Origin of the sequence: Luteipulveratus halotolerans (assembly GCF_001247745.1) — a bacterium.
Taxonomy (GTDB): Bacteria; Actinomycetota; Actinomycetes; order Actinomycetales; family Dermatophilaceae; genus Luteipulveratus; species Luteipulveratus halotolerans.
Genome location: NZ_LAIR01000002.1, coordinates 2,496,906 through 2,521,853, shown reverse-complemented (window position 1 = coordinate 2,521,853; position 24,948 = coordinate 2,496,906). Strand labels below are relative to the sequence as shown.

Genomic DNA, 24,948 nt, shown 5'->3' with positions numbered 1-24,948 from the left:
CCGCACGGCGCGCGAAACCGCTACGGTTTCGCGCGCCGTGCGGCATGTCCACGGGTCTGCGAGGATGACCCGCCGGCCCGGTGCGGCCGGTGGCAGCTTCGGCGACGAGAGGGATCCATCAGCATGACGGCAGGCGGGACGACCGAGACCACGCAGGTCGAGCCGTTCACGGCGCGGCAGGAGCAGCTGCTCACGGCGGCCGTGCAGGTGGTCGGCGAGTCGGGGCTGCGCGGGCTCACGCACCGCGCCGTCGACCGGCAGGCCGAGGTGCCCGAGGGCACCTGCTCGGTGTCGTTCCGGACCCGCCTTGCGCTGCTCACAGCCCTGAGCCGTTATGTCGCCGGCAACCTGAGTGACCAGATCGAGGCCATGGGTGCGGTGCTGCCCGAGCCCGACGAGGAGGCCGGTGCCGACCCGGCGATCGATGCCGCGGTCGAGCTGCTGAGCGGGTGGCTGCGCTTCCCGGCGGGCCTGATCTGCATGGCCGAGCTCGGCCTGGAGATGATCCGTACGCCGTCGCTGCGGACGGCGTTCCAGCCGTGGCGCGCGCACATGGTCGACGTGGTTCAGGGCATCGTCGAGCGCGGTCACAAGACGCAGCCGCGGATGCGCGCCGAGGCGATCGTGGCCAGCCTCGAAGGTGTGCTGATCAGCGCGCTCGTCCAGGAGCACGCCGTCCGCGACGACTACCTGCGCGAGACGTTGATGCTGGTCGTGCACGGCCTCGCCGACATGGAGCTGCCCGAACACTGACGACGGGCGCCCCGAGCTCTCGCTCGGGACGCCCGCATCGGTGAGCCGCTCAGGCGTCCTTGATGTCGGCGAGGACGCTGCCAGCCGTGACGGTCTGGCCGATCTGTGCGGTGAGCCCGCTGACGACGCCGGCCTTGTGGGCGGTGATGGGCTGCTCCATCTTCATGGCCTCCAGCACCAGGACCGTGTCGCCGACCTCGACGCTCGCGCCGTCCTCGACCGCGATCTTGACGATGGTGCCCTGCATGGGTGCGGTGAGGGAGTCGCCCGAGGCCGCAGCACCGCCGCCGCCCGAACGGCTGCGCTTGGGGGCCTTCTTCTTGGCGGGGCCGCCGCCACCGCCACCGAGCTGGAGGTCACCCGGCAGGGAGACCTCCAGACGCTTGCCGCCGACCTCGACGACCAGGCTCTGCCGAGGAGTGGGCTCCTCGCCGTCGGCGCCCACGGCACCGGCGTACGGGGCGATCTGGTTGTCGAACTCGGTCTCGATCCAGCGCGTGTGGACGGTGAAGGGCGCGTCGCCCTCGGGCGCGAACGCCGGGTCGGACACGACCGCACGGTGGAACGGGGTGACCGTGGGCATGCCGTCGATCTCGAGCTCGGCGAGCGCACGGCGGGATCGCTGCAACGCCTGCTCACGGGTGCGGCCGGTGACGATGAGCTTGGCGATCATCGAGTCGAACGCGCCGGCGACCGTGTCGCCCTCGACCAGACCGGCGTCCCAACGAACACCCGGACCGGACGGCACGACCAGACGCGTGACCGTGCCCGGTGCGGGCAGGAAGCCGCGGCCGGCGTCCTCGCCGTTGATGCGGAACTCGATGGAGTGGGCCTGCGGCTCGGGGTCGTCGTAGCCGAGCTCTTCGCCGGCGGCGATGCGCAGCTGCTCACGGACCAGGTCGATGCCGGTGACCTCTTCGGAGACCGGGTGCTCGACCTGCAGACGGGTGTTGACCTCGAGGAAGGAGATCGTGCCGTCCTGGGCGACGAGGTATTCGCAGGTGCCGGCGCCGACGTAGCCGGCCTCGCGCAGGATCGCCTTGGACGCGCGGACGAGCTCGGCGTGCTGCTCGTCGGTGAGGAACGGCGCGGGGGCCTCCTCGACGAGCTTCTGGTTGCGGCGCTGCAACGAGCAGTCGCGGGTGGAGACGACCACGACGTTGCCGTGGGCGTCGGCCAGGCACTGGGTCTCGACGTGGCGCGGCTTGTCGAGGAACTTCTCGACCAGGCACTCGCCACGACCGAACGCGGTGACGGCCTCACGCACCGCGGACTCGTACAGGTCGGGGATCTCCTCGATGGTGCGGGCGACCTTCAGGCCGCGCCCGCCGCCGCCGTACACCGCCTTGATCGCGATGGGTAGCCCGAACTCCTCGGCGAGCGCGACGACCTCGTCGGCGCCGGAGACCGGGTCCTTGGTGCCCGGCGCGAGCGGGGCGTCGGCCTTGACGGCGATGTGCTTGGCCTTGGCCTTGTCACCGAGGGCGTCGATCGCCTCGGGGGAGGGGCCGATCCACACCAGGCCGGCGTCGATGACCTTCTGCGCGAACTCGGCGTTCTCGGCCAGGAAGCCGTAGCCGGGGTGCACGGAGTCCGCACCGGACTGCTGGGCCACCTCGATCAGCTTGTCCTGCAGCAGGTAGGAGTCCGCCGGCGTCTGGCCGCCCAGGGCGTACGCCTCGTCGGCGACCTTGACGTGCAGCGCGTCACGGTCGGGCTCGGCGTAGACCGCGACCGAGGCGATGCCCGCGTCGGTGCAGGCGCGGGCGATGCGAACAGCGATCTCACCCCGGTTGGCGATGAGGACTTTGTGCAGTGACTCCATGGCCGGACTCTAGCGGCCCGCGCGCGTACTGCTGAGTCGGGCGTCACACCCGACGCCGGGGCATAACTCGCCGCGGTGAGGAGTTTGCCCTTGGTATGACCGATTCAGCCACGACCACTGTCCCCACGGTCTCCCTCCGAGCCGGCGCGGCCTCCGTCGAGATGCCCCAGCTCGGCTTCGGCGTCTGGCAGGTGCCGGACGACGAGGCGACGCCGGCGGTGAGGACCGCACTCGAGACGGGCTACCGCAGCATCGACACGGCGGCGATCTACGGCAACGAGCGCGGTGTCGGCCGCGCGCTGGCCGAGTCCGACGTCGCGCGTGAGGACGTCTTCGTCACGACGAAGGCGTGGAACGCCGACCAGGGGTACGACGCCACGCTCGCGGCGTTCGACGCCTCCGTCGACAAGCTCGGCTCCGCACCCGACCTCTACCTCATCCACTGGCCGCGGCCCGACCTGAACGCCTACGTCGACACCTACCGCGCGCTGCAGCAGCTGCGTGAGGACGGCCGCGTCCGCGCCGTCGGCGTGTGCAACTTCAACGTCGACCACCTGCAGCGGGTGTACGACGAGCTCGGCGAGTTCCCGGCCGTCAACCAGATCGAGCTGCACCCGCTGCTGCAGCAGGCACAGCTGCGCGAGTTCCACGCCGCGAACGGGATCCACACCGAGGCGTGGAGCCCGCTGGCCCAGGGTGGCGAGCTGCTCGCCGACCCCGTGATCGCCGAGATCGCCCAGAAGGCCGGTCGTGCGCCGGCCCAGGTGATCCTGCGCTGGCACCTGCAGATCGGCAACGTCGTCATCCCGAAGTCGGTCACGCCGGAGCGCATCGCCGCGAACTTCGACGTCCTGGGCTTCGAGCTGGACGACGAGGACCTGTCGGCCATCGCCGGTCTGGACGCCGGCACGCGTCTGGGCCCGGACCCGGCGACGTTCGACGCCTGAGCCCCGTCCCAGCGCCTGCCAGCCCGTAGGCTGATCGCCGGTCCCGCCGCCTCGGCGGGGCCGGCGACGCTGTTCATGCCGAAGGAGCCCCGTGGACGACCACGCCGAGATCGCGCGCAACCAGGCGCAGCAGGCTCAGCTCTACGGCGAACCTCTCGGCCCGCTCCTGCGCCGGCTCGTCGCAGGCCTCGGCATCACGCAGGCCCGCATGGCCGAGCTGCTCGGGCTGTCCGCGCCGATGCTGTCCCAGCTGGCGAGCGCCCGGCGGGTCAAGATCGGCAACCCGGCCGTCGTCGTACGCCTGCGGGCCCTCATCGATCTCGTCGACTCCGGCGTCCCGGCAGACCGTGACGTGCTGGAGCAGCGGCTCGCGCAGGTACGGGCGGCCCAGGCACCCCTGTCCGGAGCGTCTACGCTCAGCGACGGCGCGTCACTGCTGGGAGGGCTGCGCGCCGCCGCGTCAGCCGAGCAGCTCGCCGCTGCGGCGCACGCGGTCGAACCCATCTCTGCCGAGCTCGCCCAGATCCTGGCTCGGGCCGCAGGAAGGAGTCGACGTGGGTGAGGTGTTCGCCGGCCGCTACGAGCTGATCGACATGATCGGCGAGGGCGGGATGGGAGCCGTGTGGCGCGTCCGCGACCTCAAGCGCGACCGCATCATCGCCGCCAAGGTCCTGCGCCAGTCCGACGCCGGCTCGTTGCTGCGCTTCATGCGCGAGCAGGGCATGCGCATCCACCACCCGCACGTCGTCACACCGCTGGGCTGGGCCGGTGAGGACGACAAGGTGCTGTTCACGATGCCGATCGTCGAGGGCGGCTCCGTCTCCACACTGGTCGGCGACTTCGGCCCACTGCCCGCGTCGTACGCCGCCGAGCTGATGCGTCAGATGCTGAGCGCGCTGGCGGGCGTCCACGACACCGGCGTCGTGCACCGTGACATCAAGCCCGCCAACCTGCTGCTCGACGCCACCGGCACCGGCCGCCCGCACCTGTGGCTCACCGACTTCGGTGTGGCCGTCGCGGTCGACGCGCCGCGCCTCACCTCACTGTCGGTGGTCATGGGTACGCCGGGCTACCTCGCGCCCGAACAGCTGCGCGGCGCCGACCCCGACCCGCGGTCTGACCTGTACGCCGCGGGCATGGTCGGGTTCCAGATGCTTACGGGGCACCGACCGCGTCCGCAGATGCGTTCGGAGCGCCTCGACCTGCCGCCGCGCCCCGAAGGCACGCCCGCCGTGCTGTGGGACCTTTTGATCCGGCTCGCCGACCCTGACCCGACCGGTCGCCCATCGACCGCGCACGAGGCCCTTCGGGTGCTTGCGGCCCCCGAGCTCGCCTGGCGCGACCAGGACGACGTCGAGGTCTTCCGGCAGATGCCCGAGCTGCGCGGTGTGAGCGAGGGTGAGTTCCTGCGTCCGGGCGAGCAGGCCGACCCGACGGGCGTCGGCACCACCCCGACCGCACGGCCCATGGGCCTGCGCGATGCGACGACCGGGGCGAGCGCGCCTGCAGGCGCCGGTGCGACCGCGCCCCAGTCACCTGCCGACACCCGACGCCAGCCCGTCGACGGCACCCGACCCGCGCCCGCGGCGTACGCAGCCCCGACCGGTGCGGCACCGGCGTACGCCGGACCGGGTGGGCTGCCCTCGTACGCCGCCTCGACCGCGCACACGGTCGGCTCGCGCCCGTACGGGGCACAGCCCGCGGGCGGCCCGAAAGCGGCCGCGTCGAAGGGCCCGCTGGCCGTGCTGATCGCCGCGCCACTGCTCGCCCTGCTGGTGATCGGGCTCCTCGTGTGGGCTCCGTGGGCCGGCAGCGACGGCGGTGAGACCCAGTCACCGGGCAAGGCCGTGCAAGGCGGGTCGTGCGCCTGGCCCGACGTGGGCTCGTTCGAGGGTGACAACAGCGGTCACCGGCTGGAGTGCGTGTTCAAGGACGGCGGCTACCGCTGGGCAGAGCCCGCCGGCTGACCGGCCGACCAGCGGTCAGGCGTTCCGTCGCGCGCGCAGTGCCCAGGCCACGGCGAGCGCGGCGAGCAGTGCCGCCGCGATGCCGCCACCGATGCGTGCCCACGGCAGGGACGAGCCCGAACCGCCGTCCTGTCCGCCGATGCTGAGCTCGCCTGGCTTGGGCGCGGGCATCGCCTGGTTGCTGGCGTCGACGAACGTCGGCCCGGAGCCTGCCGTGCCGGTCACCTGGACGGTCAGCTGGGTGCGGTACGGCGCCACCCCGGTCTTGGTCTCGGCTGAGTCGGACGGGTCGGCGCGGACGACCACGTAGTACCAGCCCGCGGCGGTGGTGGCCTGTGCCGAGTCGGAGGAGATGTCGCCGTAGAGCGTGCTGTCCACGGAGCGGTTGGCCCACCGCACGGGCGCTGTCGAGACCTCGGCGACATCGGGGGTGATGGCGGTGTCGTCGCCCGGTTGCTGAGCGGACTGCGACGACGTGGTCGATCCGACGCCCTGGCGCATCGGGTTGCGCAGGCCGAGGCTGACCTCGGTGTCGACCTGGGGGGCTTTCGGAGCGGCCCGTCCGGGCACGTCGAGCGAGGCACCCAGGCGCTGTCCCCAGCCGACGCGGACCTTGTAGAAGTAGGTCTCGCCGAGCCGCACGTCCAGCCGCGTGGTGCCGTCGGGCTTGAGCTCGGGAGCGTCGCTGTAGCCGCGACCGGGTGCAACGACGACGTCGTCGTCCTTGGGCAGCGTCTGCAGCTTGGCGAGGTCGGCCTTGGTCACGGGCTGGTCCGGCGTCCCGGTGATCTTGGGCTCGCGCGTCACCTGGATCTCGACCGGCATCGCACCGGCCGCGGGCGGCGCCTCGCGGGAGATCTCGATGTAGAGCGTGGTCGCCTGGTAGCACTCGTCGTTGGGGGCGATCGTCCGCGGCGTCTTGGCGCCCTCTGCGGTGTTGGTCGCTGTCAGCACTCCGAACGCGTCGCCGGAGGAGAGGTAGGTGCCGGCCGATGAGGACGAGCGTCCGCAGGTGGTCGGCGTGCCGTACTCGGACGGGATCACGAAGTCGGCGGCGAGCCTGTGATCGGCCGTCGCGAAGTACGGCTTGCCGGGCTCGAGCGCCGCGCCGCTGACCGCGACGTTGAGGGTCTCGCCCGGGCGTCGCTGGATCTTGGCGTAGGTCGTCGACTTCCCGGCCGGCAGCGTCGCGCGGTAGAGGCCGGGCTCCACCTGCGGCGCCGAACCCAACGAGGTCCGCAGGTCGAGCTGCTGGCCGCGCACCGTGAAACCTGCGTCGTCTGCTGAGTCAGCCGGCGCGTCGGCTGTCGGCGAGGCGACGGGCTCAGCCTCGGCCATCGGTGCACCGACGACGACGGCACACCCCAGCAGGCAGGTGGTCAGGACGGCAAGGAGTCGGGCACGCACGGGCGCCAGTATGGCTGACCGCTGGATCGGTCGCGGCTCAGACGGGCAGGGCGCGGCTGACGAAGGCGCGCAGCTGGTCGATGTTGCGGCACTCGTGCATGTCGACGACACGGGCGTACTCCTTGGCCAGTGAGTCGCCCGTGCCCCACGACGAGACGGGCTCAGGATTGAGCCAGGCGACCTGGCGGGCCTGGTCGCGGATCGTCCGCAGCGTCTCGAGGCGGGGGAGGCCGTAGTTGGAGCGGGCGTCGCCGAGGATCAGCACGGTGCTGCGGGGCCCGACGGCGTCGATGAACTTCGCGGCGAAGCTGTCGAGCGACTGGCCGTACGAGCTGCTCGCACCCCAGCCGAGCACCTTGCGGGTGCGCAGTGCGGTGCTGACGACGTCGTCCTCGGGCCCGGCCGCTCGCACGAGGTCGGTGATCTCGTCGGTGGTGCTGACGAATGCGAACACGCGAATCTTGTTGAACTGTGCGGAGATCGCCTGCATCAGCGCCATCGTGAATCCGCTGAACCCGGCCACCGAACCGCTCACGTCGCACAGCAGCACCAGGTCCGGCCGGTGCGGGCGGCGGTGTGCGTACGCGGGGTCGATCGGCACGCCGCCGGTGGTGAGTGAGCGGCGCAGGGTCTTGCGTACGTCGATCGTGCCGCGCGTCTGCTGTCGCCGTCGGGCGGTCAGCCGGGCCGCGAGCTTGCGGGCGAGCGGGTTGATGGCGGCGCGCATCTCGGCGAGCTCGCCCCCGCCCGGCGCGAGGAAGTCACGCTTGTCGAACGCGTCCTGCACGGCGTACTTCGCGATGCGGTCGGTGCCGCGCAGCTCGGAGTTGCGCCGGCGCGCCTCGGTCTCGACCCGACGTCTGAAAGCCGCCACGCGAGAACGCATCTCGTCGCGCTCGATGCGGTCGGTGAGCTGTTCGCGTACGCCGCCCGACCCGGCTCCCGAGCCGCCTCCGCCGCCCGAGCCCTGGGTGCCGCTGCCGCCGCCCTGCTCGCCTTCGTCCTGCGACCCGTCGCCCTCGGCGCCGAGCTGGCGAGCGCGCTGCAGGGCACCGGCGATCGCGGTCTGCGGGGCGAGCCGGTCGAGCGCCTGTGCGGCCGACCAACCAGAACCCTCACGCTCGAGCTCACCGAGCCGGTCCAGGGCGAGCGCCGCGAGACGGTCGAGCTCGGCCCGGTCGTCGCGCGCGAGCGCCTCCATGAGCAGGTCTCGTACGCCGTCCGCGCGCTCGCGAGGTGACGCGGACTCGTCGTCGGCACCGGTCGGCGTACCGGAGCGCGACCCGACACCGGCGGGGAAGTAGATGTCGAAGACCTCGTCGAACACGCTGCGCTGACCGGCTCGGCGCAGGAAGGCGCTGGCCAGGCCCTCGCGCAACGTCTCGCGGTCGTCGAGGCCGAGCGCCCCGATCACCTTGCCCGCATCGGCGACCTCGCTCGTACCGACCTTGACGCCGTGGCTGCGCAGCGACGTCGCCACCTCGACAAGGCGTCGAGACAGCGCGGAAACCGCTGGGGGAGCAGCGGACTCAGCCGGCGAGGGCACGGTCGAGGTCGAGCGTGTTGGCGGCGGTGGTGATGTCGTCCTGGTGCTTGAGGATGACGCCGAGGCTGCTGCGGACCAGCTCGGGCTCGAGCTCGTCGGCGCCGAGCGCGACCAGCGTGCGGGCCCAGTCGACGGTCTCGGCGATCGAAGGCGCCTTGCGCAGGTTGAGGTCGCGCAGCGCTCGGACGACGCGCACGACGGACGTGCTCAGGGCGTCGGACAGCTCGGGCGCCTGCAGCTGGACGATGCGCTCCTCGAGGTCGGCGTCGGGGTAGTCGACGTGCAGGAACAGGCAGCGCCGGCGCAAGGCCTCGGACAGCTCGCGGGTGGCGTTGGAGGTGAGGACGACGAACGGCTGAGTGCGCGCGGTGATGGTGCCGAGCTCGGGGACGGTCACCTGGAAGTCGGACAGGATCTCCAGCAGCAGCCCCTCCATCTCCTCGTCGGCCTTGTCGAGCTCGTCGACCAGGAGCACGACGGGCTTCTCGCTGCGGACAGCCTTGAGCAGCGGTCGGGCGAGCAGGAACTCCTCGGCGAAGATGTCCGAGCGCACCTCGTCCCAGGCGGCGTCGCGCTCGGCGGTGATGCGCAGCAGCTGCTTGGCGTGGTTCCACTCGTAGAGCGCGCGCGCCTCGTCGACGCCCTCGTAGCACTGCAGGCGCACGAGCTCGGCCCCGCTCGCGCGGCTGATGGCCTTGGCGAGCTCGGTCTTGCCGACACCGGCCGGGCCTTCGACGAGCAGCGGCTTGCCCAGCGTGTCGGCGAGGAAGGCGGTCGTCGCGATCGCGGACGAGGCGAGGTAGCCGACCTCGGCCAGCGCCGACTGCGCCTGCTCGACCGAGGTGAACGTGGGCTCGTGCTCGACACTCATGCGCCCATCCTCGCGCAGGTCGGGACCTGCGTACGCCGGTGGTCCGAGGCGCGACACCGTGCCAAGGTCGGGGGATGGCTGGGATCCGTGGGTTGAGCGGGTGGATCGGCACGGTGCTGGGAGCACCGGACGCGCGGACGCTCACGGCGTTCTACCGCGACCTGCTCGGGTGGGAGCTCGTCGGCGACGACCCCGACTTCGTGGCGATGGGTATCCCGGGGTCCCACGCCAACCTGGCGTTCCAGACCGAGGAGCACTACGAGCGGCCGACCTGGCCGGGGCAGCCCGGCACGCAGGGCATGATGCTGCACCTCGACATCGGTGTGCGCGAGCTCGAGCCGGCCGTGGCCGACGCCCTGCGTCTCGGGGCCGAGCTGGCCGACTTCCAGCCGCAGGACGATGTCCGGGTCATGCTCGACCCGGCGGGCCACCCCTTCTGCCTGTACATCGACACCGACTGACCCAGCCGGGCGGATCCACGTCGCTGAACGTGGAGGTCGCAGCGGGAGCCATGTCTCCCGCGGTGACCCCCAGTGCGAGGCGCGCGCCGACGGTCTACGTGTGGGTGAGGTCGCGCAGGTCGGCGCGGCAGCGGCGTTCGAGGGTCGCGAGCTCGCGCAGCGAGTCCTCGATGTCCTGACGGCGGCGCTCGAGGTCCGCCCGTCGGTCGGCGATCTGGGCGAGCAGGTAGGCGAGCTGGCCCGCCTCGCCCGGCTGCTCGTCGTACATGTCGATGATCTTGCGGATCTCGGTCAACGGGAACCCGATGCGCTTGCCCCGCAGGATCAGGGAGAGCCGGATGCGGTCGCGGGCGTGGAAGACGCGGACCGTGCCACGGCGCTCGGGCTCGATCAGGCCGAGCTCTTCGTAGTGGCGGATCGTGCGGTGCGTGACCTCGAACTCGTCCGCCAGCTCGGCGATCGACCAGGTGCGGCTCGTCGCGGGGGCAGGGGTCCGGGTTGTCATGGCCAGTCAGCGTGCTTTACGTTGACGTCAACGTCAAGTGCGTGACCATCGTCACCTGTTGGAGAGGCGCCCGCCACCGATGTTCGAGCTGACCAAGGACCACGAGGACTTCCGCCACGTCGTGCGGGACTTCGCCGAGCGCGAGGTGGCCCCGCACATCGCGCAGTGGGACCGCGACCACCACTTCCCGTCGCACCTCGTGCCGCAGATGGGCGAGCTCGGGTTCTTCGGGCTCGTCGTGCCGCAGGAGTACGGCGGTGCCGGGCTGGACGAGGGCGGTTTCACCTACCTGTGCCTCGCCATCGAGGAGCTCGGCCGGGTCGACCAGTCGGTCGGCATCACGCTGTCGGCCGGTGTCGGGCTCGGCATCAACCCGATCCTGACCTACGGCACCGACGAGCAGAAGCAGCGCTTCCTGCCAGACCTCGTCGCCGGCAAGACGCTCGCCGGCTTCGGCCTGACCGAGCCGGACGCCGGCTCGGACGCCGGCGCCACGCGTACGCGCGCCTCCCTCACCGACGGCAGCTGGACCATCAACGGCGCCAAGGCGTTCATCACCAACTCGGGCACCGACCGTACGTCCGTCGTCACGGTCACGGCCAAGACCGGCGAGCGCGCCGACGGCAAGCCTGAGATCAGCGCGATCATGGTGCCGTCCGGCACGGAGGGCTTCACGGTCGAGCCGGCCTACGACAAGCTCGGCTGGCACGCGTCCGACACCCACGGCCTCACGTTCACCAACTGCGTCGTGCCGGAGGAGAACCTGCTCGGTGAGCGGGGCGCCGGGTTCAAGCAGTTCCTCAAGACGCTCGATGACGGACGTGTTGCGATCTCCGCGCTCGCGGTCGGCCTCGCGCAGGCGTGCCTCGAGCAGGTCACCGCGTACTCCCAGTCGCGCACGGCGTTCGGCAAGCCGATCGCGATCAACCAGGGCGTGTCGTTCCAGGTCTCCGACCTGGCCGTGATGGTCGAGGCGGCGCGGCTGCTGACCTACAAGGCCGCATGGCTCAAGGACGAGCTGGAGGCCGGCCGCCGCAGCGTCGCCGAGGTCAAGCAGGCCGCCGCGATCTGCAAGCTCTACTCCACCGAGGCCGCTGTGACCGCGACGCGGATCGCGACGCAGATCTTCGGCGGCAACGGGTTCATGGAGGAGTACCCCGTGGCCCGGTTCTACCGGGACGCCAAGATCCTGGAGATCGGCGAGGGCACCTCGGAGGTGCAGCGCATGGTGATCGCACGCGGGCTGGGGCTGCCTCAGTGAGCGGCGAGGAGGGTGCAGCGAAGGTTGCGGGCGAGGAACGAGCACGCGGCCGCAGCGGAGCCCGACCGAGCGCGACAGACGAAGTGACGACGCAGGAGGCACACGACGCGCACGTCGTCGACGTCCGGGACAGGCTGCAGGCGGCGTACGACGCCTCGGCCACTCCCACCGAGAAGGCCAAGGCCAAGCTCGACAGCCAGAACAAGCTCTACGTCCGTGACCGCATCGCGCTGCTGTTCGACGAGGGCAGCTTCGTCGAGGACGGCCGCTACGCCAACGCGACCGCCGAGGGCCTGCCGGCCGACGGCGTGGTCACCGGGCGTGGCACCGTCGAGGGTCGGCCCGCGATCGTGGTCGCCAACGACCCGACCGTGAAGGCCGGCTCGTGGGGTGCGCGCACGGTCGAGAAGATCGTCCGCGCCACCGAGGCCGCGCTGCGGGAAGAGCTGCCGGTGTTCTGGTTCGTCGACTCCGCCGGCGCGCGCATCACCGACCAGGTCGAGCTGTTCCCGGGCCGTCGCGGCGCCGGGCGGATCTTCCACAACCAGGTCGCGCTGTCGGGCAAGGTGCCGCAGATCTGCTGCCTGTTCGGGCCCTCGGCCGCGGGCGGTGCGTACATCCCGAGCTTCACCGACGTGATCATCATGGTCGAGGGCAACGCCTCGATGTACCTCGGCAGCCCGCGCATGGCCGAGATGGTCGTCGGCGAGAAGGTGTCGCTGGAGGAGATGGGCGGTGCGCGCATGCACTGCACCGTGAGCGGCGTCGGTGACCTGCTGGCCTCCGACGACACCGAGGCCATCGAGCTCGCCAAGCTGTACTTCTCCTACGTACCTTCGACCTGGCGCGACGAGCCACCGTCGTACGTCGGTGAGGAGCCGAGCGCGCCGCTCACCCGGGCCACCGTGCCCGAGGTCGAGTCGCAGCCGTTCGACGTGCACGACGTCATCGACGGACTGGTCGACGACGACAGCTTCTTCGAGGTCAAGCCGCTGTTCGCCGCCGAGCTGGTCGTCGGCTTCGGCCGCATGGACGGCAGGACCGTCGGCATCGTCGCCAACAACTCCATGGTCAAGGGCGGCGTGCTGTTCACCGACAGCGCCGACAAGGCAGCGCGGTTCATCTGGACCTGCGACGCCTACTCCATCCCGCTGATCTACCTCACCGACGTGCCGGGCTTCATGATCGGCTCGGAGGTCGAGCGCGGCGGCATCATCCGGCACGGCGCCAAGATGGTCTCCGCCGTCTCCGAGGCGACCGTGCCGCAGTTCTGCGTGGTGCTGCGCAAGGCGTACGGCGCCGGCCTGTACGCCATGGCCGGCCCCGGTTTCGGACCGGACGCCACGCTCGCGCTGCCGTCCGCGCGCATTGCGGTGATGGGGGCCGAGGCTGCCACCAACGCGGTCTACGCCAACAAGATCGCCGCCATCGAGGACGAGGCCGAGCGTGAGGCGTTCATCGCCGCCAAGCGCGAGGAGTACCTCCAGGACGTCGACATCGAACGCCTGGCCGCGGACCTGGTGATCGACGGCATCATCGAGGCCGACGAGCTGCGCGGTGAGCTGCTCAAGCGGCTGCAGTACGCCGCCCGTCGCGACCGCGCGTTCAGTACGCGCAGACGGGCGATCCCGCCGGTCTGATCGCGCCGGCCGCGGATCGTCCTGGCCGCGGAACGGCGGGACGATCCGCGGTGAACAACACATGACCAGATTGTCGAACGCTCAAGCACCTCGGCTGACCATGCGGTAGGTACGTTGTTGGACGCGGTCGCCTTTCGGCGGACCGCGGGGTGCGGACTCCCAGGGAGCCTTCACCCGCCGACTGCTGAGAGGACTGCGGGTGGGCGCCGCCACTGTGTCGCCGGGCAAGCAGCTCTGGGCCATCAAGGCCTGGCGCTACGCCTTTCCTGCCGCCGTGGTGTCGCGCCTCGGCGACTTCGTCTTCGACGTCACGGTCATGCTGTGGATCGTCACCGACCTGGCCCGCGGCGAGTCGTGGGCCCCGGGCGCGGCGAGCGGCGTGCTCATCGCCGCCGCGCTGCCGGTACTGCTGGTCGGTCCGATCGCGGGGGTGTACGCCGACCGCGTCGACCGCCAACGGCTCCTGATCCGCAGCAACACCGTGCAAGCAGTCGCCATCGGCAGCCTCCTGCTGATCCCGCTGCTCGGCGACCGCACCAGCCGGGCCGTCGACCTGGCCTGGATCTTCGCGGCGATCGTCGTCACCAACGGCGCGGGTCAGTTCTTCAACCAGGCCCGCAACACGATGATCGCCTCGACGATCCCCGATGAGCTGCGCACCTCGGCGTACTCCCGGCAGGGCTCGGCCAACAGCCTGATCGCCATCGCCGGGCCGCCGCTGGCCGCGCCGCTGTACTTCGCCGTCGGGGCCGAGGCCGCGCTGGCCGTCAACGCACTGTCGTTCCTGGTGTCCTCGTTCCTGCTCAGCAGGTTCGAGTGGGACTCCGCGCCGGCGCGCGCGGCGGCGGAGCAGACCTTCTGGGCCTCGCTGCGCCACGGTGCGCGCGCGGTCGCCGGCAACCGGCTGATGGCGGCGGTCACCTTCGCCTTGACGGTCGTCACCTTCGCCACCGGCATGATCAACGTCCTCGAGGTGTTCTTCGTGACCGACGTGCTGCACCGGCGCGCCGAGCTCGTCGGTGTGCTGCTGATGTTCTTCGCGATCGGCACGCTGTGCGGCACGCTCACCGCACCCCGGCTCGAGCGCCGCCTCGGCGCCCCGGTCATCTTCGCCTCGTCGTTCGTGCTCGTCGGCGTCGGCATCCTCGCGTACTCGCGCACGACGTCGTTCCCGGTGGCGGTGGCGATCTTCTTCCTGCTCGCGATGCCGCTCGGCGCCGCCAACACGGTGTTCATGCCGATGGTGATGCGCAGCGTCCCGTCCGAGCTGCTCGGACGGACGACCGTCGTGCTGACGGTGTTCCCCAAGGTCGCGAGTCTGACCTCGATGGCCGTCACGGGCTGGCTGGTCAGCACGGTCATGAAGGACATCGACATCGACGTGGCGGGCACCCACCTCGGGCCGGTCGACACGGTGTTCGTGGTCTCGGGGCTGCTCATGGTCGCGACGGGCGTGATGGTGTGGCGGCCCCTCAGCGCGTCCAGCCCGGACAGCTCCGACAGCACGCCGGCCCCGCAGACGGAGCCCGATACAGCTGCAGGCCCCGGCGCGACGGCGGCGCTGCAGGCGGCCGAGGAGGTCGTCGCCCGACGACGCACGCGTACGGCGTCCTGAGCTCCTCGCCGCGGTGCGCGGCCGCCGCTCAGTCGCGCAGCTCGTGCCAGGCGACGTCGACCTCGGCCAGCAGCTCGCGCAGCAACGGCAGGCTCAGCCCGACGACGTTGTGGTAATCGCCCTCGATGCCCCGGATGTACGCCCCGGCCAGACCGTCGATCTTGAACGCGCCGGCGACCTCCAGCGGCTCGCCGGTGGCGACGTAGGCCTCGATCTCGTCCTGGCTCAGCCGGGCGAAGTGCACGGTCGTCGAGGCGACCGCCCCGAAGGTCGCGTCGGTGCCCTCGTCGCGGTCGTCGATGAGCCAGTGCCCGGTGTGCAGCACACCGGACCCGCCGCTCATCTGCTGCCAGCGGGCGATCGCGTCGGCGGCGTCGGCCGGCTTGCCGAAGGTCTGACCGCCGAGCTCCAGGACCGAGTCGCAGCCGAGCACCAGCGCATCGGCCGACTCGCCGGCCTCGACCAGCCCGGCGGCGACCGCCTCGCACTTGGCGCGTGCGAGGAGCAGCGCGACGTCCTCGGCCTCCAGCTCGCCGAACTCGGTCTCGGCCCGCTGCACGAGCGCGGGCTCGTCGACCGCGGACGCACGGACGGTCGGCTCGACGCCCGCGCTGCGCAGAGTCGCGAGGCGAGCAGGGGACGCTGAGGCCAGGATCAGAGGGATCGCCATGGCCCGGAGGTTACCGGTCGGGTCGGCGTACCCCGCTGGTCGAGTCGGGCCGGAGCGCTTGCGGAGCCTGTATCGAGACCAGGCGACCGCGCGCACCGGGTGCTGACCTCGGCCTCGGACGTCGGCTGCCGCTCAGCCGAGCAGGTCGTGCTTGAAGCACCAGCGCCAGGCCTCGCCCGGCTCGAACGAGCGCATCACCGGGTGGCCGGTCTCCTCGTAGTGACGGGTGGCGTGCCGGCCGACCGAGGAGTCGCAGCAGCCGACGTTGCCGCAGGCGAGGCACAGCCGCAGGTGCACCCACGTCGTGCCTTCGCGCAAGCACTCGGGGCACTCGGCGTGCGTCTCGGGCTCGACCCGCGTGGAGTCGGCCTCGCGCAGGTCCTCGCACCCGCCCTGCCGGGCCTCGGGGGTCAGCAGCATCCGGTCGTGCAGGTCCTGCTCGCGCTCACCGATGGCGGCGATCATCGACTCCTCGACGTCGAGCGAGGTCATCACGGTGCGCAGGACGTCGTGCTCGATGAAGCCGGCGTCGCGCATCTTGAGCACCTTGTGCGCTCGGCCTGCAGCATCGCCGTACGCAGTCGGCGGTAGACCGCGGTCGGTGCCTCCGCGTCGTCCCGTCCGCCGCCGAGCCGCTCCCAGGCCAGGTTGGCACGCCGCTCGGACTGGCTGCGCAGCGCCTGCTCGACGTCGTCGGGCACGTCGGGGGAGTCGGGGTCCTCGATGACCCGGTTGAGCTCGGCGCTGCCGGCCCGTACGGCGGCCTGGGTGACCTGGGCGGCCTGCAGGGCGTCCTCGCGCGGGTCAGGCCCGTGCAGGTCGAGCCGGCGGGCGAGCCAGCCGAGCGAGAACCCGTGCACCACCAGGGTGCCGACCGTGACGACGAGCGCGATGAGCACGAGCGACTCGCGCTGCGGGAAGCCGGTGGGCAGCACGAACGCCGCGGCGAGTGTGACCACACCGCGCATCCCGGCCCAGGAGATGATCGCGGCCTCGCGCAGGGACACGGCCTGGTCGGGACTCTGCCAGCGCTTCCACAGCCACGTCAGCGGCATGACGAACAGCGGTCGCACCACCATGACCGTGAGCAGGATGCCCAGCCCGACGAGAAGGGTGCGGCCGAGGCCGATGTGCGGGTCGCGTACGACGGCGTCGACGATCGTGCGCGTCTGCAGACCGATCAGCAGGAAGACGAGGTTCTCGAGCAGGAACTGGATGGTCGACCAGTTCATCCGCTCGGACACCCGCGACTGGGCGGTCTGGATGATCGGTGCCTTGTGCGCGAGCAGCACGCCGCAGACGACGACGGCGATCACCCCCGACGCGTGACCGCCGTCGTAGTGGATCTGCTCAGCGGGCAGGTACGCCAGCCACGGCGTGAGGAAGGAGATCGCGACGTCGGTGACGGGCTCGGTGACGTGCGTGCGGATGTAGGCGAGCACCTTGAAGGCGACGAGCCCGACGACCGCACCGCCGACGGCGGCGATCAGGAAGTCGCGGCCGGTCGTCAGCAGGCTCGCGCCTCCGGCGGTCAGAGCGATGGCCGTCCGCAGCGTGACGAGCGCAGTGGCGTCGTTGAACAACGACTCGCCCTCGAGGATGGTGACGACGCGCCGGGGGAGCCCGATCTTGCGGGCGATCGCCGTGGCGGCCACGGCGTCCGGAGGCGCGACCACGGCGCCCAGCGCGAACGCTGCCGCGAACGGCAGGTCGAGGCCGACCCAGCCGTGCAGCAGCAGCCAGGCGACCAGCCCGACCCCGAACGCCGTGGCGAGCACCAGGAACACCGACAGCGCGGCGATCTGCTGCCGGTTGCGACCCAGGTCGATCAGCGACGTCTGGGACGCGGCGGCGAACAGCAGCGGTGGCAGGAACCCGAGCAGGATGACCTCGGGCTCGACCTCGAACGGCGTCGGCATCCACGGCAGGTACGACGCGACCGCACCGAGAGCGGTGAGCACCAGCGGCGCGGAGAGGCCGACGCGTCGCGACAGCGTCGCCACGACGACCACGGTCGAGACGAGCAGCAGGATGGGGAGCGCGACGTGCACCCGAGCATCCTTCCACTACGCCGGGGTCGGCGACCTCAGCGCAGCAGCGCCTCACGCAACGTGTCGAGACCGACGCCACCGATGTCGAGCGCGCGGCGGTGGAACGCCTTGAGGTCGAACGCCTCACCCTCGCGAGCGCTGACCTCCTCGCGCAGCTGCAGCCACAGCCGTTCACCGATCTTGTACGCCGGTGCCTGGCCGGGCCAGCCGAGGTAGCGGTCCAGCTCGAACCGCAGGAAGCCCTCGGCCATGTCGGCGTGGGCGTTCAAGAACTGCCAGGCCTTGTCGTACGTCCAGGAGCCGCCGCCGACCTCCTCGGGCGCGTCGAACCCGCAGTGCACGCCGATGTCGAGGACGACGCGAGCCGCGCGCAGCGACTGACCGTCGAGCATGCCGAGCTGGGTGCCGGGGTCGTCGAGGTAGCCGAGCTCGTCCATGAGGCGCTCGGCGTACAGCGCCCAGCCCTCGCCGTGGCCCGACGTCCAGGCGTCCATGCGCCGCCAGGAGTTGAGCAGCTGCGAGCGGTACATCGTCTGCCCGATCTGCAGGTGATGACCGGGCACACCCTCGTGGTAGACCGTCGTGAGCTCGCGCCAGGTGCCGAACTGCTCGACGCCTTTCGGCACCGACCACCACATGCGACCGGGCCGGGAGAAGTCCTCGCTCGGGCCGGTGTAGTAGATGCCGCCGGACTGGGTCGGCGCGATCATGCACTCGATCGTGCGCACGGGTGTCGGGATGTCGAAGTGCGTGCCACCGAGGGCGGCGACCGCCTCGTCGGCCCGCTCCTGCATCCACGCCTTGAGCGCGTCGGTGCCGTGCAGCTGGTACGCGGGGTCGGCGTCCAGCGCCTGCATCGCCTCCTTGACCGATGCGCCCGGCCTGACCTGGTCGGCGACGCGGGTCATCTCGTCGGTGATTCGAGCGAGCTCCTCCTGCCCCCAGGCGTAGGTCTCGGCGAGGTCGATCTCGGCGCCGAGGAACTGGCGGGAGTACAACGGGTAGGCCTCACGCCCGACCCCGTCGGCCTCGGGCGCCTGCGGCAGGATCTCCTCGCGCAGTCGCTCGCCGGCCCGCTGGTACGCCGACGCCGCGGCCTGGGCGGCGTCCTCGAGGTCGGTGCGGATCGCCTCGGACAGGTCGTCACCGTTGGTGTGCGCGCTGCGGACGAGAGTGGCGAAGTAGCCGTCGTCGGCGGTGTGGTCGACCGTCTGGGCGATGCACGCCTCGACCTGGCGGCGCGCCGAGACCAGCCCCCGCTCTGCGCCGACCTGCAGCGACTCGAACCACTGGTCGAGCGCCTGCGGCATCGCGCGCAGTCGGCCCGCGATGTGCGTCCAGTGCTCGTCGCTGTCGGTCGGCATCAGGTCGAGGACGTCGCGGATCTCCTGCAGCGGCGAGGCGATGACGTTGAGGTCGCTGTGGTCGAGGCCGGCGTCGTACATCTCCTGGGCGACGCCCAGGCGGTCACGCATCGCCGAGACCGTCACGCGGTCGACGTCGTCGACGGGCTCCTCGGCGTCCAGCTCGCGCAGCACGTCGGCCCGCAGCGCGGCGTGCGCCTCGCGGCCCGCGGGCGAGAAGTCGTCGAGCTCGGAGTCGTGGCCCCCGATGCCGAGGTAGGTCTGGGCGATGGGGCTCAGGGCCAGCGCTGCTTCGTGGTAGCGCTCGGCGATCGCGTCGATGCGGGTGGGCGTACGCGTGGAGGTGGTCTCGGTCACCGGTCGAGCCTAGGCACGGTGAGCGGCCCGCGGCCACACGATTGGCGGGTTTGTGCACCAGCCGTCCTGGCGCCCGCTGCAGGCGTAGGTTGCGATCCATGGCATTCACCTGCGATCAGTACGGCCGGAGCCGCTCGGGCACGGCGATCAAGACGGTCACCGGCCGCACGGTGTGCCGCTCGTGCGACGACCGGACGACGGGGATGGCGGCCGGCATCATCGCCGCCGGAGGGTCCCAGACGAGTCCGGTCGCGAGCGGCATCGCGACCGCCGGGTTCTTCGAGCGGCTGAGGAAGCGACGCCGCCGCGACTGACCGTCGCAGCGCGGTCGTACGGTGAAACGCGTGGCAACCGTGCTCTCCGTCAACGTCGGTGCACCCGAGCCGATCGCGCGCGGCAAGGGACTGCCGACCGGCATCGGCAAGCGGCCTGTCGATCATGTCGACGTGCGAGATCCCGGCCCCAAGCACGGCGGTGACGGCAGTGGCGTCGTGGGTGACTTCATCGGTGACCGCCAGCACCACGGCGGCTCCACCCAGGCGCTGTACGCCGTCGCCCGCGAGGAGCTCGACGGCTGGGAGCAGCGCCTCGGGCGCTCGCTGCCGGACGGCATGTTCGGTGAGAACCTCACCACGCAGGGCTACGAGGTCGATGCCGCTCTCATCGGCGAGCGTTGGCGGATCGGCCCGGACGTGGTGGTTGTCGTGGCCGGTCCGCGGATCCCGTGCTTGACGTTCGCGGCGCGGATGGGCGAGCCGGGGTGGCTGAAAACCTTTGCGGCGCATGGGCGTTCGGGCGGGTACCTCTCGATCGAGGTGCCCGGTCGCATCACCCGCGGCGACGAGCTCGAGGTGCTCTCACGCCCGGACCATGACATCACGGTGCCCGTGACGTTCGCGGCATTCATGGGTGATCTGGGCGCGGGACGTGAAGTCCTCGCGGCCGGCGTACTCGACCCGGCGGAGCACGCCGACCTGGAGCGGGCGGTCGACCGGAGGGCCTGAGAAGTTCGGCTGCTCGCGACCGTGCGTCGGTGGCAAGCGTCCTGGCCGGCCCGTGGTCGGCCGTGGGATCGAGCGACCAGATTGTGGCTGACTCAGTGACGATCGTCTGCGGGTCGGGACACGCCAGCCGAAGGTGACGGCTCAGTGACCCGCGCGAAACCTGGCGGCTCGCCGGTCCAGTGAGGGTGGGGTCGTCATTCCGAACTCGAGCTGAAGGCGCATCGAAGTTTCGACCGGTTGCTCGAATGTGACGTCAGGGCTACACCTCGCCAGTCGAGGGAGCACGGTCGGCCGGCCCGAGAAGGTCCCACTGGTTGCCCCAGGGGTCCCGGAAGACGCAGACGCGCCCGTACGGCTCGTGTCTGGTCGGGCGGACGATGTCGCATCCTGAGGTGGTCAGCCGATGCAGTGTGGCGTCGAAGTCCGGTACACGAAGAAAGACCCCGACGCGGCTGGCGAACTGATGGCCGATGGCTGCCTCCTGCTCGGCTCCGTCCGCCCGTGCGAGCACGATGCCGGTGCCGCCGTCGGCGGGGCGGACCACGACCCACCGCTTCGCTCGCCCGTCTGTGGTGGTGGCGGGGGAGTCCTCACTCAGAACGAAGTTGAGCGTCGAGACGAAGAAATCGATGGCTCGGTCGTAGTCGTCCACGATGAGAGTGACGAGATCCAGTGGCATGGCCGGACAGTACTGGCTGGCTTTAGCGCTCCCAGTTGTCGCGGTCGATCCATAACGTCGTGTTTCCACGTGACAGCGGCCGAATCAGCGCCGGCTCGGTGTCGATCGTTTTCGGGTCGGGACGCGCCGCGCGAAGGTGACGGCTCAGTGACCGATTCGAAAGTCGAACTGGTCGCGGCTCGCTGACGTTGCGGCGATCGTTTTGAGTCGAACCTCAAGGGTCGCTGAGGGCCAGGCCCAGGCCTCCCTTCGGCTGCGCACGCACGAGTCGGCTCGAGAGTGGCGATGCGCGATGTCAGATTCGGCGTGCTGTGCGGAAGCCGCGGGTGAAGGGCCCCGGGCCGTCGAGAGTGGAGTGGCGTCCGATGTCTCCCATGTTGGGTCCGTCCGGTTCGCCGCGGCTGGAGATGAACCGGTGCTGTCGGCTGCTGTCCAGGCCCATGTAGATGCCGGAGTGGTCGATGCCGATCTCGGTGTCGGTCTCGAAGAACACCATGTCGCCGGGTTGCAGCTTAGCCAGTTCAGCCGCGGGCGGTTGGGCGTTGCGGTTGGGGATCACGGAGATTCCAGGTGCGTAGGCGGCCATGGCGTACGCACGACGTGGCAGTGCGGGTCCGGGCTTGGGCTCGCTCTTGCTCATCAGTGGGAAGCCAAGGCGGTAGCCGAAGACCATGCGCAGATAGCCCGAGCAGTCCATCGCGCCGATACGGGCCGGCTCCGGCGTCTTGACCCGGCCGTCGGGGAACGTCCAGGGCACGCCGAGGTAGTCGTAGAAGTCGGACGCCTCCAGTCGCGGCTGCCCGGGGCCCCCAGGCGGTCCGAAGGAGGCGTTGCCGGCGTACCGGCGACCGTGGGTGTCCTGGAGATCTCTGGAGCCTTGGATGTACTGCATGGCGACGGCTAGGACGTCGGGCTTCTTGTCCTGGAGCGCTGCTATCAGCCAGGGCTTGCCCCAGCTCTTCTCGGAGCCGGGTGTCCATGCCTGGGGAGCGATCCGGACCCACGAGCTGTGGCGGACGGTTTCCCCGGTGCCCTGCGGTTCGGCGAAGGTGCGTGTCGGTCCGGTCACTGCCACCAGTCGGCACTGGTCGGTGAACGTCGCGACGAGTCGTCCGTGCTCGTCCTGGACGATCGTGCGGGCTGGGCCGGACTGGCGCAGGTACCTGAACTTGTCCGCGTTCAACGAGACAGCGGGCTGAGTCTCGGCGGTAGGGGCAGGCGCAGCCTGAGCCTGGGCGGGCGGTATGGCCTCCAGTACTCGCAGTGCCTGCCACGACGCCCCGGCCACGGCCGTGCCTGCGACGAGGCCGAGCACGTCTCTTCTGCTCGCCCGCTTGAGCGGTTTGTGGTGGTCCCGGTGCTCGCCCATGTCGCCTCCGTCTCGATGCGTTGTCGTCAGCAGGTACGGGTGGGTCTCGGTCGCGAACTCCACCCCTCGCCATCAACGTGGCGAGGACCCAGCATCGAGGTCGGTAGCGCTCAGGGCACGGCTTCCACGTCGATCTCCACGGAACCTCCACGGAATCTCCATGAGCCCAGAGGTGGACCGTTGGCCGGAGGCTGGCGACCCGGTCCGGTCGCCGGCCTCCGGCTGCGGTGGTCACTTCCTCAGGTGGTCGCTTGAGGCTTCGGGGTGAGCACGAAGGCGACGACGGCGGTCACCAATGCTGTGATCGCGCCGGCGGTGAAGCCGTGCTCGAACCCAGCCGTTCCGCGGCCGGCGATGCTGCTGGCGGCGACGCTGGAGACCACGGCAGCGCCGAGGGAGGCGCCGAACTCGTGGAAAGTGCTGACGATGCCCGAGGCGATGCCGGCCTCGTGCGGTGCGACCTGTCCTAGTGCAGTCGCTGAGGCGACGACGAACATCACGCCTGTCCCCGACGCGGCGATGGCAACACCGATGATCAGCATCGTCGTACCGGAGGCGAGGGCGGGGATGGCCATCCCCGCAGCGGCCACGAGCAGGCCGAGGACGCCGAGCGTGCGAGCGCCGAGCGAGCCGATGCTGCGGCCTGCGAGGTTGGCGCCGGCCATCGTGGCCAGAGCTACCGGCAGGAACAGCAGGCCGGTCTTCAGCGCGCTGTACTCCTGGTAGTGCTGCAGGTAGAACGTGCCGAGGAAGAACACTGCGATCATCAGCGCGGTGGCGACCATGATGAGCAGGGTGCCGACCGCGACCGGGCGTCGCGCGAGCAGGCCCAGGTCCATCAGGGGCTGAGCTGACGTCCGCTGGCGGACGACGAACGCGACGTACAGCACGACAGATCCCGCGATCAGGCCGAATGTGGTGGTGGTCGCCCAGCCGTGCTCGCCGGCGCGGATGACGGCGTAGATCAGGGTTGCTGTCCCGGCAGTCGCCAGGGCGGCGCCGAGCAGGTCGAGGCGACCGCGTGGGGCGCCGGAGCGGTTCACCGGCAGGCCCGGTGCTGGCAGCTGGGTGGCGAGGGTTGCGAGCAGGATCACGGCGACCGGGACATTGACGAAGAACACCCAGGACCACCCGGGGCCAGCGGTGAGCAAGCCTCCGAGGAGCACACCGAGCGCCGCGCCGCTGCCGCCGAGCGCGGACCAGATGCCGAGGGCCTTGTTGCGCTCTTCGCCTTCGAAGATCGTCACGACCAGGGACAGGGCGGCCGGGGAGAGCATCGCGGCGGCGACGCCCTGGGCGATTCGTCCGCTCAGCAGGACTGCGCCGCTGTCGGCAAGACCGGCGGCGAGAGAGCCGGCGGCGAACACGGCGAGTCCGGCGAGAACGAGTCGTCTTGGGCCGAAGAGGTCCGCGGCGCGTCCGCCGAGCAGCAGCAGACCGCCGAAGGTGAGTGTGTACCCGCTGACGACCCAGGTGAGGGTCTCGCGCGAGAGCCCGAGGTCGGCGCCCATGTGCGGCAGAGCGATCGCCACGACTGTGACGTCCAGGATGAGCATGAGCTGGGCGATGCCCACCATCCCGAGGATGCGCCAACGACGTGGGTCGGGCGCCTCCTGGGCCGTAGGCGCTGGGGCTGGCTGGGTCATGACGGGGTCTCCTTCGCTTAATCCGAACAGTTGTGTTCGCTTTACAAGCGATAGGGTAACCCGAACATTCCCGTTCGGCTTAGGAGTCTTGTGGTGGTGCGATCAACGACGCCGGCCAAGCGTGCGGATGCGCAGGCAAGCATGCGCAAGATCGTGCACGCTGCGATCGAGTGCCTTGGCCGGGACGCGTCCGCGAGCACCAGTGAGATCGCCAAGGTGGCTGGTGTGGGCCGGGTGACGCTGTACAGCCACTTCGCGACCAGGGAGGAGCTCGTCGAGGCGGCCCTGGTCGAGGTGCTGGCAGAGGGTGATGCCGTGCTGGATGGTCTGGACCTCGAGGGTGACCCTGTCGAGGTGCTCACCGCGCTCATCGACTCTGGTTGGCAGCTCATCGCCAAGTCCAGCGCGCTGCTGCAAGCGGCGCAGAAGGTGTTACCGCCGGGCCGGATCCAGGATCTTCACGCACGGCCCGCAGAGCGTGTCGAGCAGCTGATCCGGCGAGGCCAGCGCGATGGGGCGTTCAGGTCGGATCTGCCGAGTCGGTGGATGGCCGCAGCGGTGCACCACCTGATCCACGGCGCCGCCACGGATGTCGCCGATGGGCGGCTCGCCGCCGACGAAGCGCCCGATCTGGTGCTGCGCACCGTGTTCTCCGGTGTCCTTGCTCCAGGACGCGTCGACGCCTGACAGCGCGGCCCGCCGTTCGACTCGCAGGGAGAGTCGCATGCGGGGACCGTGTCAGTGCGCCTCGGGGTGACTGCTCAGCTGCTCTGGTCGACCAGGCCACGGCGGCGGTGCTCTCGGTAACTGGAGTGCAAGCCGTGCGCGAGCTGCGTCTTCGATGGATCGGTCACACCTTGCGCGCAGAGGTCGACGTCACTGTGTCGTCCGACCTGAGCCAGGCCGAGGCCCACGACATCGCCCATGACGTCCAGGCTCGTCTGCTGGATCGGGTGCGCCGTCTCACAGCAGCGACCGTCCACCCCAGCCCGGCGGGTTCGCGTTGAGGG

24 protein-coding genes are annotated in these 24,948 nt (G+C 70.8%); 12 read left to right on the top strand and 12 right to left on the bottom strand.

What is annotated here, in order from left to right; all coding sequences use genetic code 11:
- Positions 1 to 123: 123 nt before the first annotated feature.
- Complete coding sequence (locus tag VV01_RS12655; RefSeq protein WP_050670204.1) at positions 124 to 753, top strand: TetR/AcrR family transcriptional regulator; 630 nt, start codon at positions 124 to 126, stop codon at positions 751 to 753.
- 49 nt (positions 754 to 802) lie between these two features.
- Here the strand turns inward: VV01_RS12655 and VV01_RS12650 are convergent, their stop codons facing one another.
- Positions 803 to 2,578, bottom strand: a complete 1,776-nt coding sequence (locus VV01_RS12650; RefSeq protein ID WP_050670203.1) for an acetyl/propionyl/methylcrotonyl-CoA carboxylase subunit alpha — start codon at positions 2,576 to 2,578, stop codon at positions 803 to 805.
- Between the two features lie 95 nt (positions 2,579 to 2,673).
- Between VV01_RS12650 and VV01_RS12645 the strand changes: the two genes are divergently transcribed.
- From VV01_RS12645 to VV01_RS12635, 3 genes are all read left to right on the top strand, one after another.
- On the top strand, positions 2,674 to 3,525 hold the full coding sequence (locus tag VV01_RS12645) for an aldo/keto reductase (RefSeq protein WP_050670202.1): 852 nt from the start codon (positions 2,674 to 2,676) through the stop codon (positions 3,523 to 3,525).
- Between the two features lie 91 nt (positions 3,526 to 3,616).
- The gene (locus tag VV01_RS12640) at positions 3,617 to 4,087 is read left to right on the top strand and encodes a hypothetical protein (protein ID WP_050670201.1); all 471 of its coding nucleotides are present in this window, start codon (positions 3,617 to 3,619) and stop codon (positions 4,085 to 4,087) included.
- Positions 4,080 to 5,492 carry a serine/threonine-protein kinase gene (locus VV01_RS12635; protein ID WP_050670200.1) on the top strand — a complete coding sequence of 471 codons (1,413 nt, stop codon included), beginning with the start codon at positions 4,080 to 4,082 and terminating at the stop codon, positions 5,490 to 5,492. The genes VV01_RS12640 and VV01_RS12635 overlap by 8 nt, the downstream gene beginning before the upstream one ends.
- Positions 5,493 to 5,507: 15 nt before the next feature.
- Here the strand turns inward: VV01_RS12635 and VV01_RS12630 are convergent, their stop codons facing one another.
- From VV01_RS12630 to VV01_RS12620, 3 genes are read right to left on the bottom strand one after another with little or no spacing between them, the layout of a single operon-like run.
- Positions 5,508 to 6,899, bottom strand: coding sequence for a hypothetical protein (locus tag VV01_RS12630; protein WP_050670199.1), 1,392 nt, complete (start codon positions 6,897 to 6,899; stop codon positions 5,508 to 5,510).
- A gap of 37 nt (positions 6,900 to 6,936) precedes the next feature.
- Positions 6,937 to 8,379, bottom strand: coding sequence for a VWA domain-containing protein (locus tag VV01_RS24625; RefSeq protein ID WP_269431123.1), 1,443 nt, complete (start codon positions 8,377 to 8,379; stop codon positions 6,937 to 6,939).
- 49 nt (positions 8,380 to 8,428) lie between these two features.
- A complete protein-coding gene (locus VV01_RS12620; RefSeq protein ID WP_050670197.1) occupies positions 8,429 to 9,316 on the bottom strand; it encodes an AAA family ATPase in 888 nt (295 codons plus the stop codon).
- A gap of 74 nt (positions 9,317 to 9,390) precedes the next feature.
- Here VV01_RS12620 and VV01_RS12615 point away from each other — a divergent pair, with 74 nt between their 5' ends.
- Positions 9,391 to 9,777 (top strand): VOC family protein, encoded by a 387-nt coding sequence (locus VV01_RS12615; RefSeq protein ID WP_050670196.1) that lies wholly within the window; start codon positions 9,391 to 9,393, stop codon positions 9,775 to 9,777.
- A 94-nt stretch (positions 9,778 to 9,871) separates the two neighbouring features.
- On the opposite strand, the gene VV01_RS12610 is transcribed toward VV01_RS12615, so the two are convergent.
- Positions 9,872 to 10,282 (bottom strand): MerR family transcriptional regulator, encoded by a 411-nt coding sequence (locus tag VV01_RS12610; RefSeq protein ID WP_050670195.1) that lies wholly within the window; start codon positions 10,280 to 10,282, stop codon positions 9,872 to 9,874.
- Positions 10,283 to 10,361: 79 nt separating this feature from the next.
- Between VV01_RS12610 and VV01_RS12605 the strand changes: the two genes are divergently transcribed.
- The 3 genes from VV01_RS12605 to VV01_RS12595 all read left to right on the top strand — a co-directional run bounded on the left by VV01_RS12605 (position 10,362) and on the right by VV01_RS12595 (position 14,798).
- Positions 10,362 to 11,543, top strand: a complete 1,182-nt coding sequence (locus tag VV01_RS12605) for an acyl-CoA dehydrogenase family protein (RefSeq protein ID WP_050670194.1) — start codon at positions 10,362 to 10,364, stop codon at positions 11,541 to 11,543.
- Positions 11,544 to 11,626: 83 nt separating this feature from the next.
- Positions 11,627 to 13,183: an acyl-CoA carboxylase subunit beta gene (locus VV01_RS12600; protein ID WP_050670193.1), complete on the top strand. Its 1,557-nt coding sequence runs from the start codon at positions 11,627 to 11,629 to the stop codon at positions 13,181 to 13,183.
- Between the two features lie 199 nt (positions 13,184 to 13,382).
- Complete coding sequence (locus tag VV01_RS12595; protein ID WP_050670192.1) at positions 13,383 to 14,798, top strand: MFS transporter; 1,416 nt, start codon at positions 13,383 to 13,385, stop codon at positions 14,796 to 14,798.
- A gap of 28 nt (positions 14,799 to 14,826) precedes the next feature.
- On the opposite strand, the gene VV01_RS12590 is transcribed toward VV01_RS12595, so the two are convergent.
- From VV01_RS12590 to VV01_RS12580, 4 genes are all read right to left on the bottom strand, one after another.
- Entirely contained in the window at positions 14,827 to 15,468 is a 642-nt protein-coding gene (locus VV01_RS12590; RefSeq protein ID WP_050670191.1) for a Maf family protein, read from the bottom strand.
- A gap of 132 nt (positions 15,469 to 15,600) precedes the next feature.
- A complete protein-coding gene (locus tag VV01_RS24775) occupies positions 15,601 to 16,005 on the bottom strand; it encodes a UBP-type zinc finger domain-containing protein (protein ID WP_331456445.1) in 405 nt (134 codons plus the stop codon).
- Positions 15,960 to 17,519 carry a cation:proton antiporter gene (locus VV01_RS12585; protein WP_331456444.1) on the bottom strand — a complete coding sequence of 520 codons (1,560 nt, stop codon included), beginning with the start codon at positions 17,517 to 17,519 and terminating at the stop codon, positions 15,960 to 15,962. Before VV01_RS12585 ends, VV01_RS24775 begins: the two co-directional genes overlap by 46 nt.
- Before the next feature lie 35 nt (positions 17,520 to 17,554).
- Complete coding sequence (locus VV01_RS12580; protein ID WP_050670190.1) at positions 17,555 to 19,240, bottom strand: DUF885 domain-containing protein; 1,686 nt, start codon at positions 19,238 to 19,240, stop codon at positions 17,555 to 17,557.
- 98 nt (positions 19,241 to 19,338) lie between these two features.
- On the opposite strand from VV01_RS12580, the gene VV01_RS12575 reads away from it, so the two are divergent.
- Entirely contained in the window at positions 19,339 to 19,554 is a 216-nt protein-coding gene (locus VV01_RS12575; RefSeq protein WP_050670189.1) for a hypothetical protein, read from the top strand.
- Between the two features lie 30 nt (positions 19,555 to 19,584).
- Positions 19,585 to 20,244, top strand: a complete 660-nt coding sequence (locus VV01_RS12570; protein ID WP_331456443.1) for an MOSC domain-containing protein — start codon at positions 19,585 to 19,587, stop codon at positions 20,242 to 20,244.
- A gap of 259 nt (positions 20,245 to 20,503) precedes the next feature.
- Here VV01_RS12570 and VV01_RS12565 read toward each other — a convergent pair whose 3' ends face one another.
- The 3 genes from VV01_RS12565 to VV01_RS12555 form a co-directional block, all read right to left on the bottom strand.
- On the bottom strand, positions 20,504 to 20,923 hold the full coding sequence (locus VV01_RS12565; RefSeq protein WP_050670188.1) for a VOC family protein: 420 nt from the start codon (positions 20,921 to 20,923) through the stop codon (positions 20,504 to 20,506).
- A 295-nt stretch (positions 20,924 to 21,218) separates the two neighbouring features.
- Positions 21,219 to 22,292, bottom strand: a complete 1,074-nt coding sequence (locus VV01_RS12560; RefSeq protein ID WP_071606564.1) for an NlpC/P60 family protein — start codon at positions 22,290 to 22,292, stop codon at positions 21,219 to 21,221.
- 239 nt (positions 22,293 to 22,531) lie between these two features.
- A complete protein-coding gene (locus VV01_RS12555; protein ID WP_050670186.1) occupies positions 22,532 to 23,938 on the bottom strand; it encodes an MFS transporter in 1,407 nt (468 codons plus the stop codon).
- 141 nt (positions 23,939 to 24,079) lie between these two features.
- On the opposite strand from VV01_RS12555, the gene VV01_RS12550 reads away from it, so the two are divergent.
- Together VV01_RS12550 and VV01_RS24620 are read left to right on the top strand one after the other, a co-directional pair.
- Complete coding sequence (locus VV01_RS12550) at positions 24,080 to 24,625, top strand: TetR/AcrR family transcriptional regulator (RefSeq protein ID WP_050670185.1); 546 nt, start codon at positions 24,080 to 24,082, stop codon at positions 24,623 to 24,625.
- Positions 24,622 to 24,945, top strand: a complete 324-nt coding sequence (locus VV01_RS24620; protein ID WP_157509128.1) for a cation transporter dimerization domain-containing protein — start codon at positions 24,622 to 24,624, stop codon at positions 24,943 to 24,945. Before VV01_RS12550 ends, VV01_RS24620 begins: the two co-directional genes overlap by 4 nt.
- Positions 24,946 to 24,948: the final 3 nt, after the last annotated feature.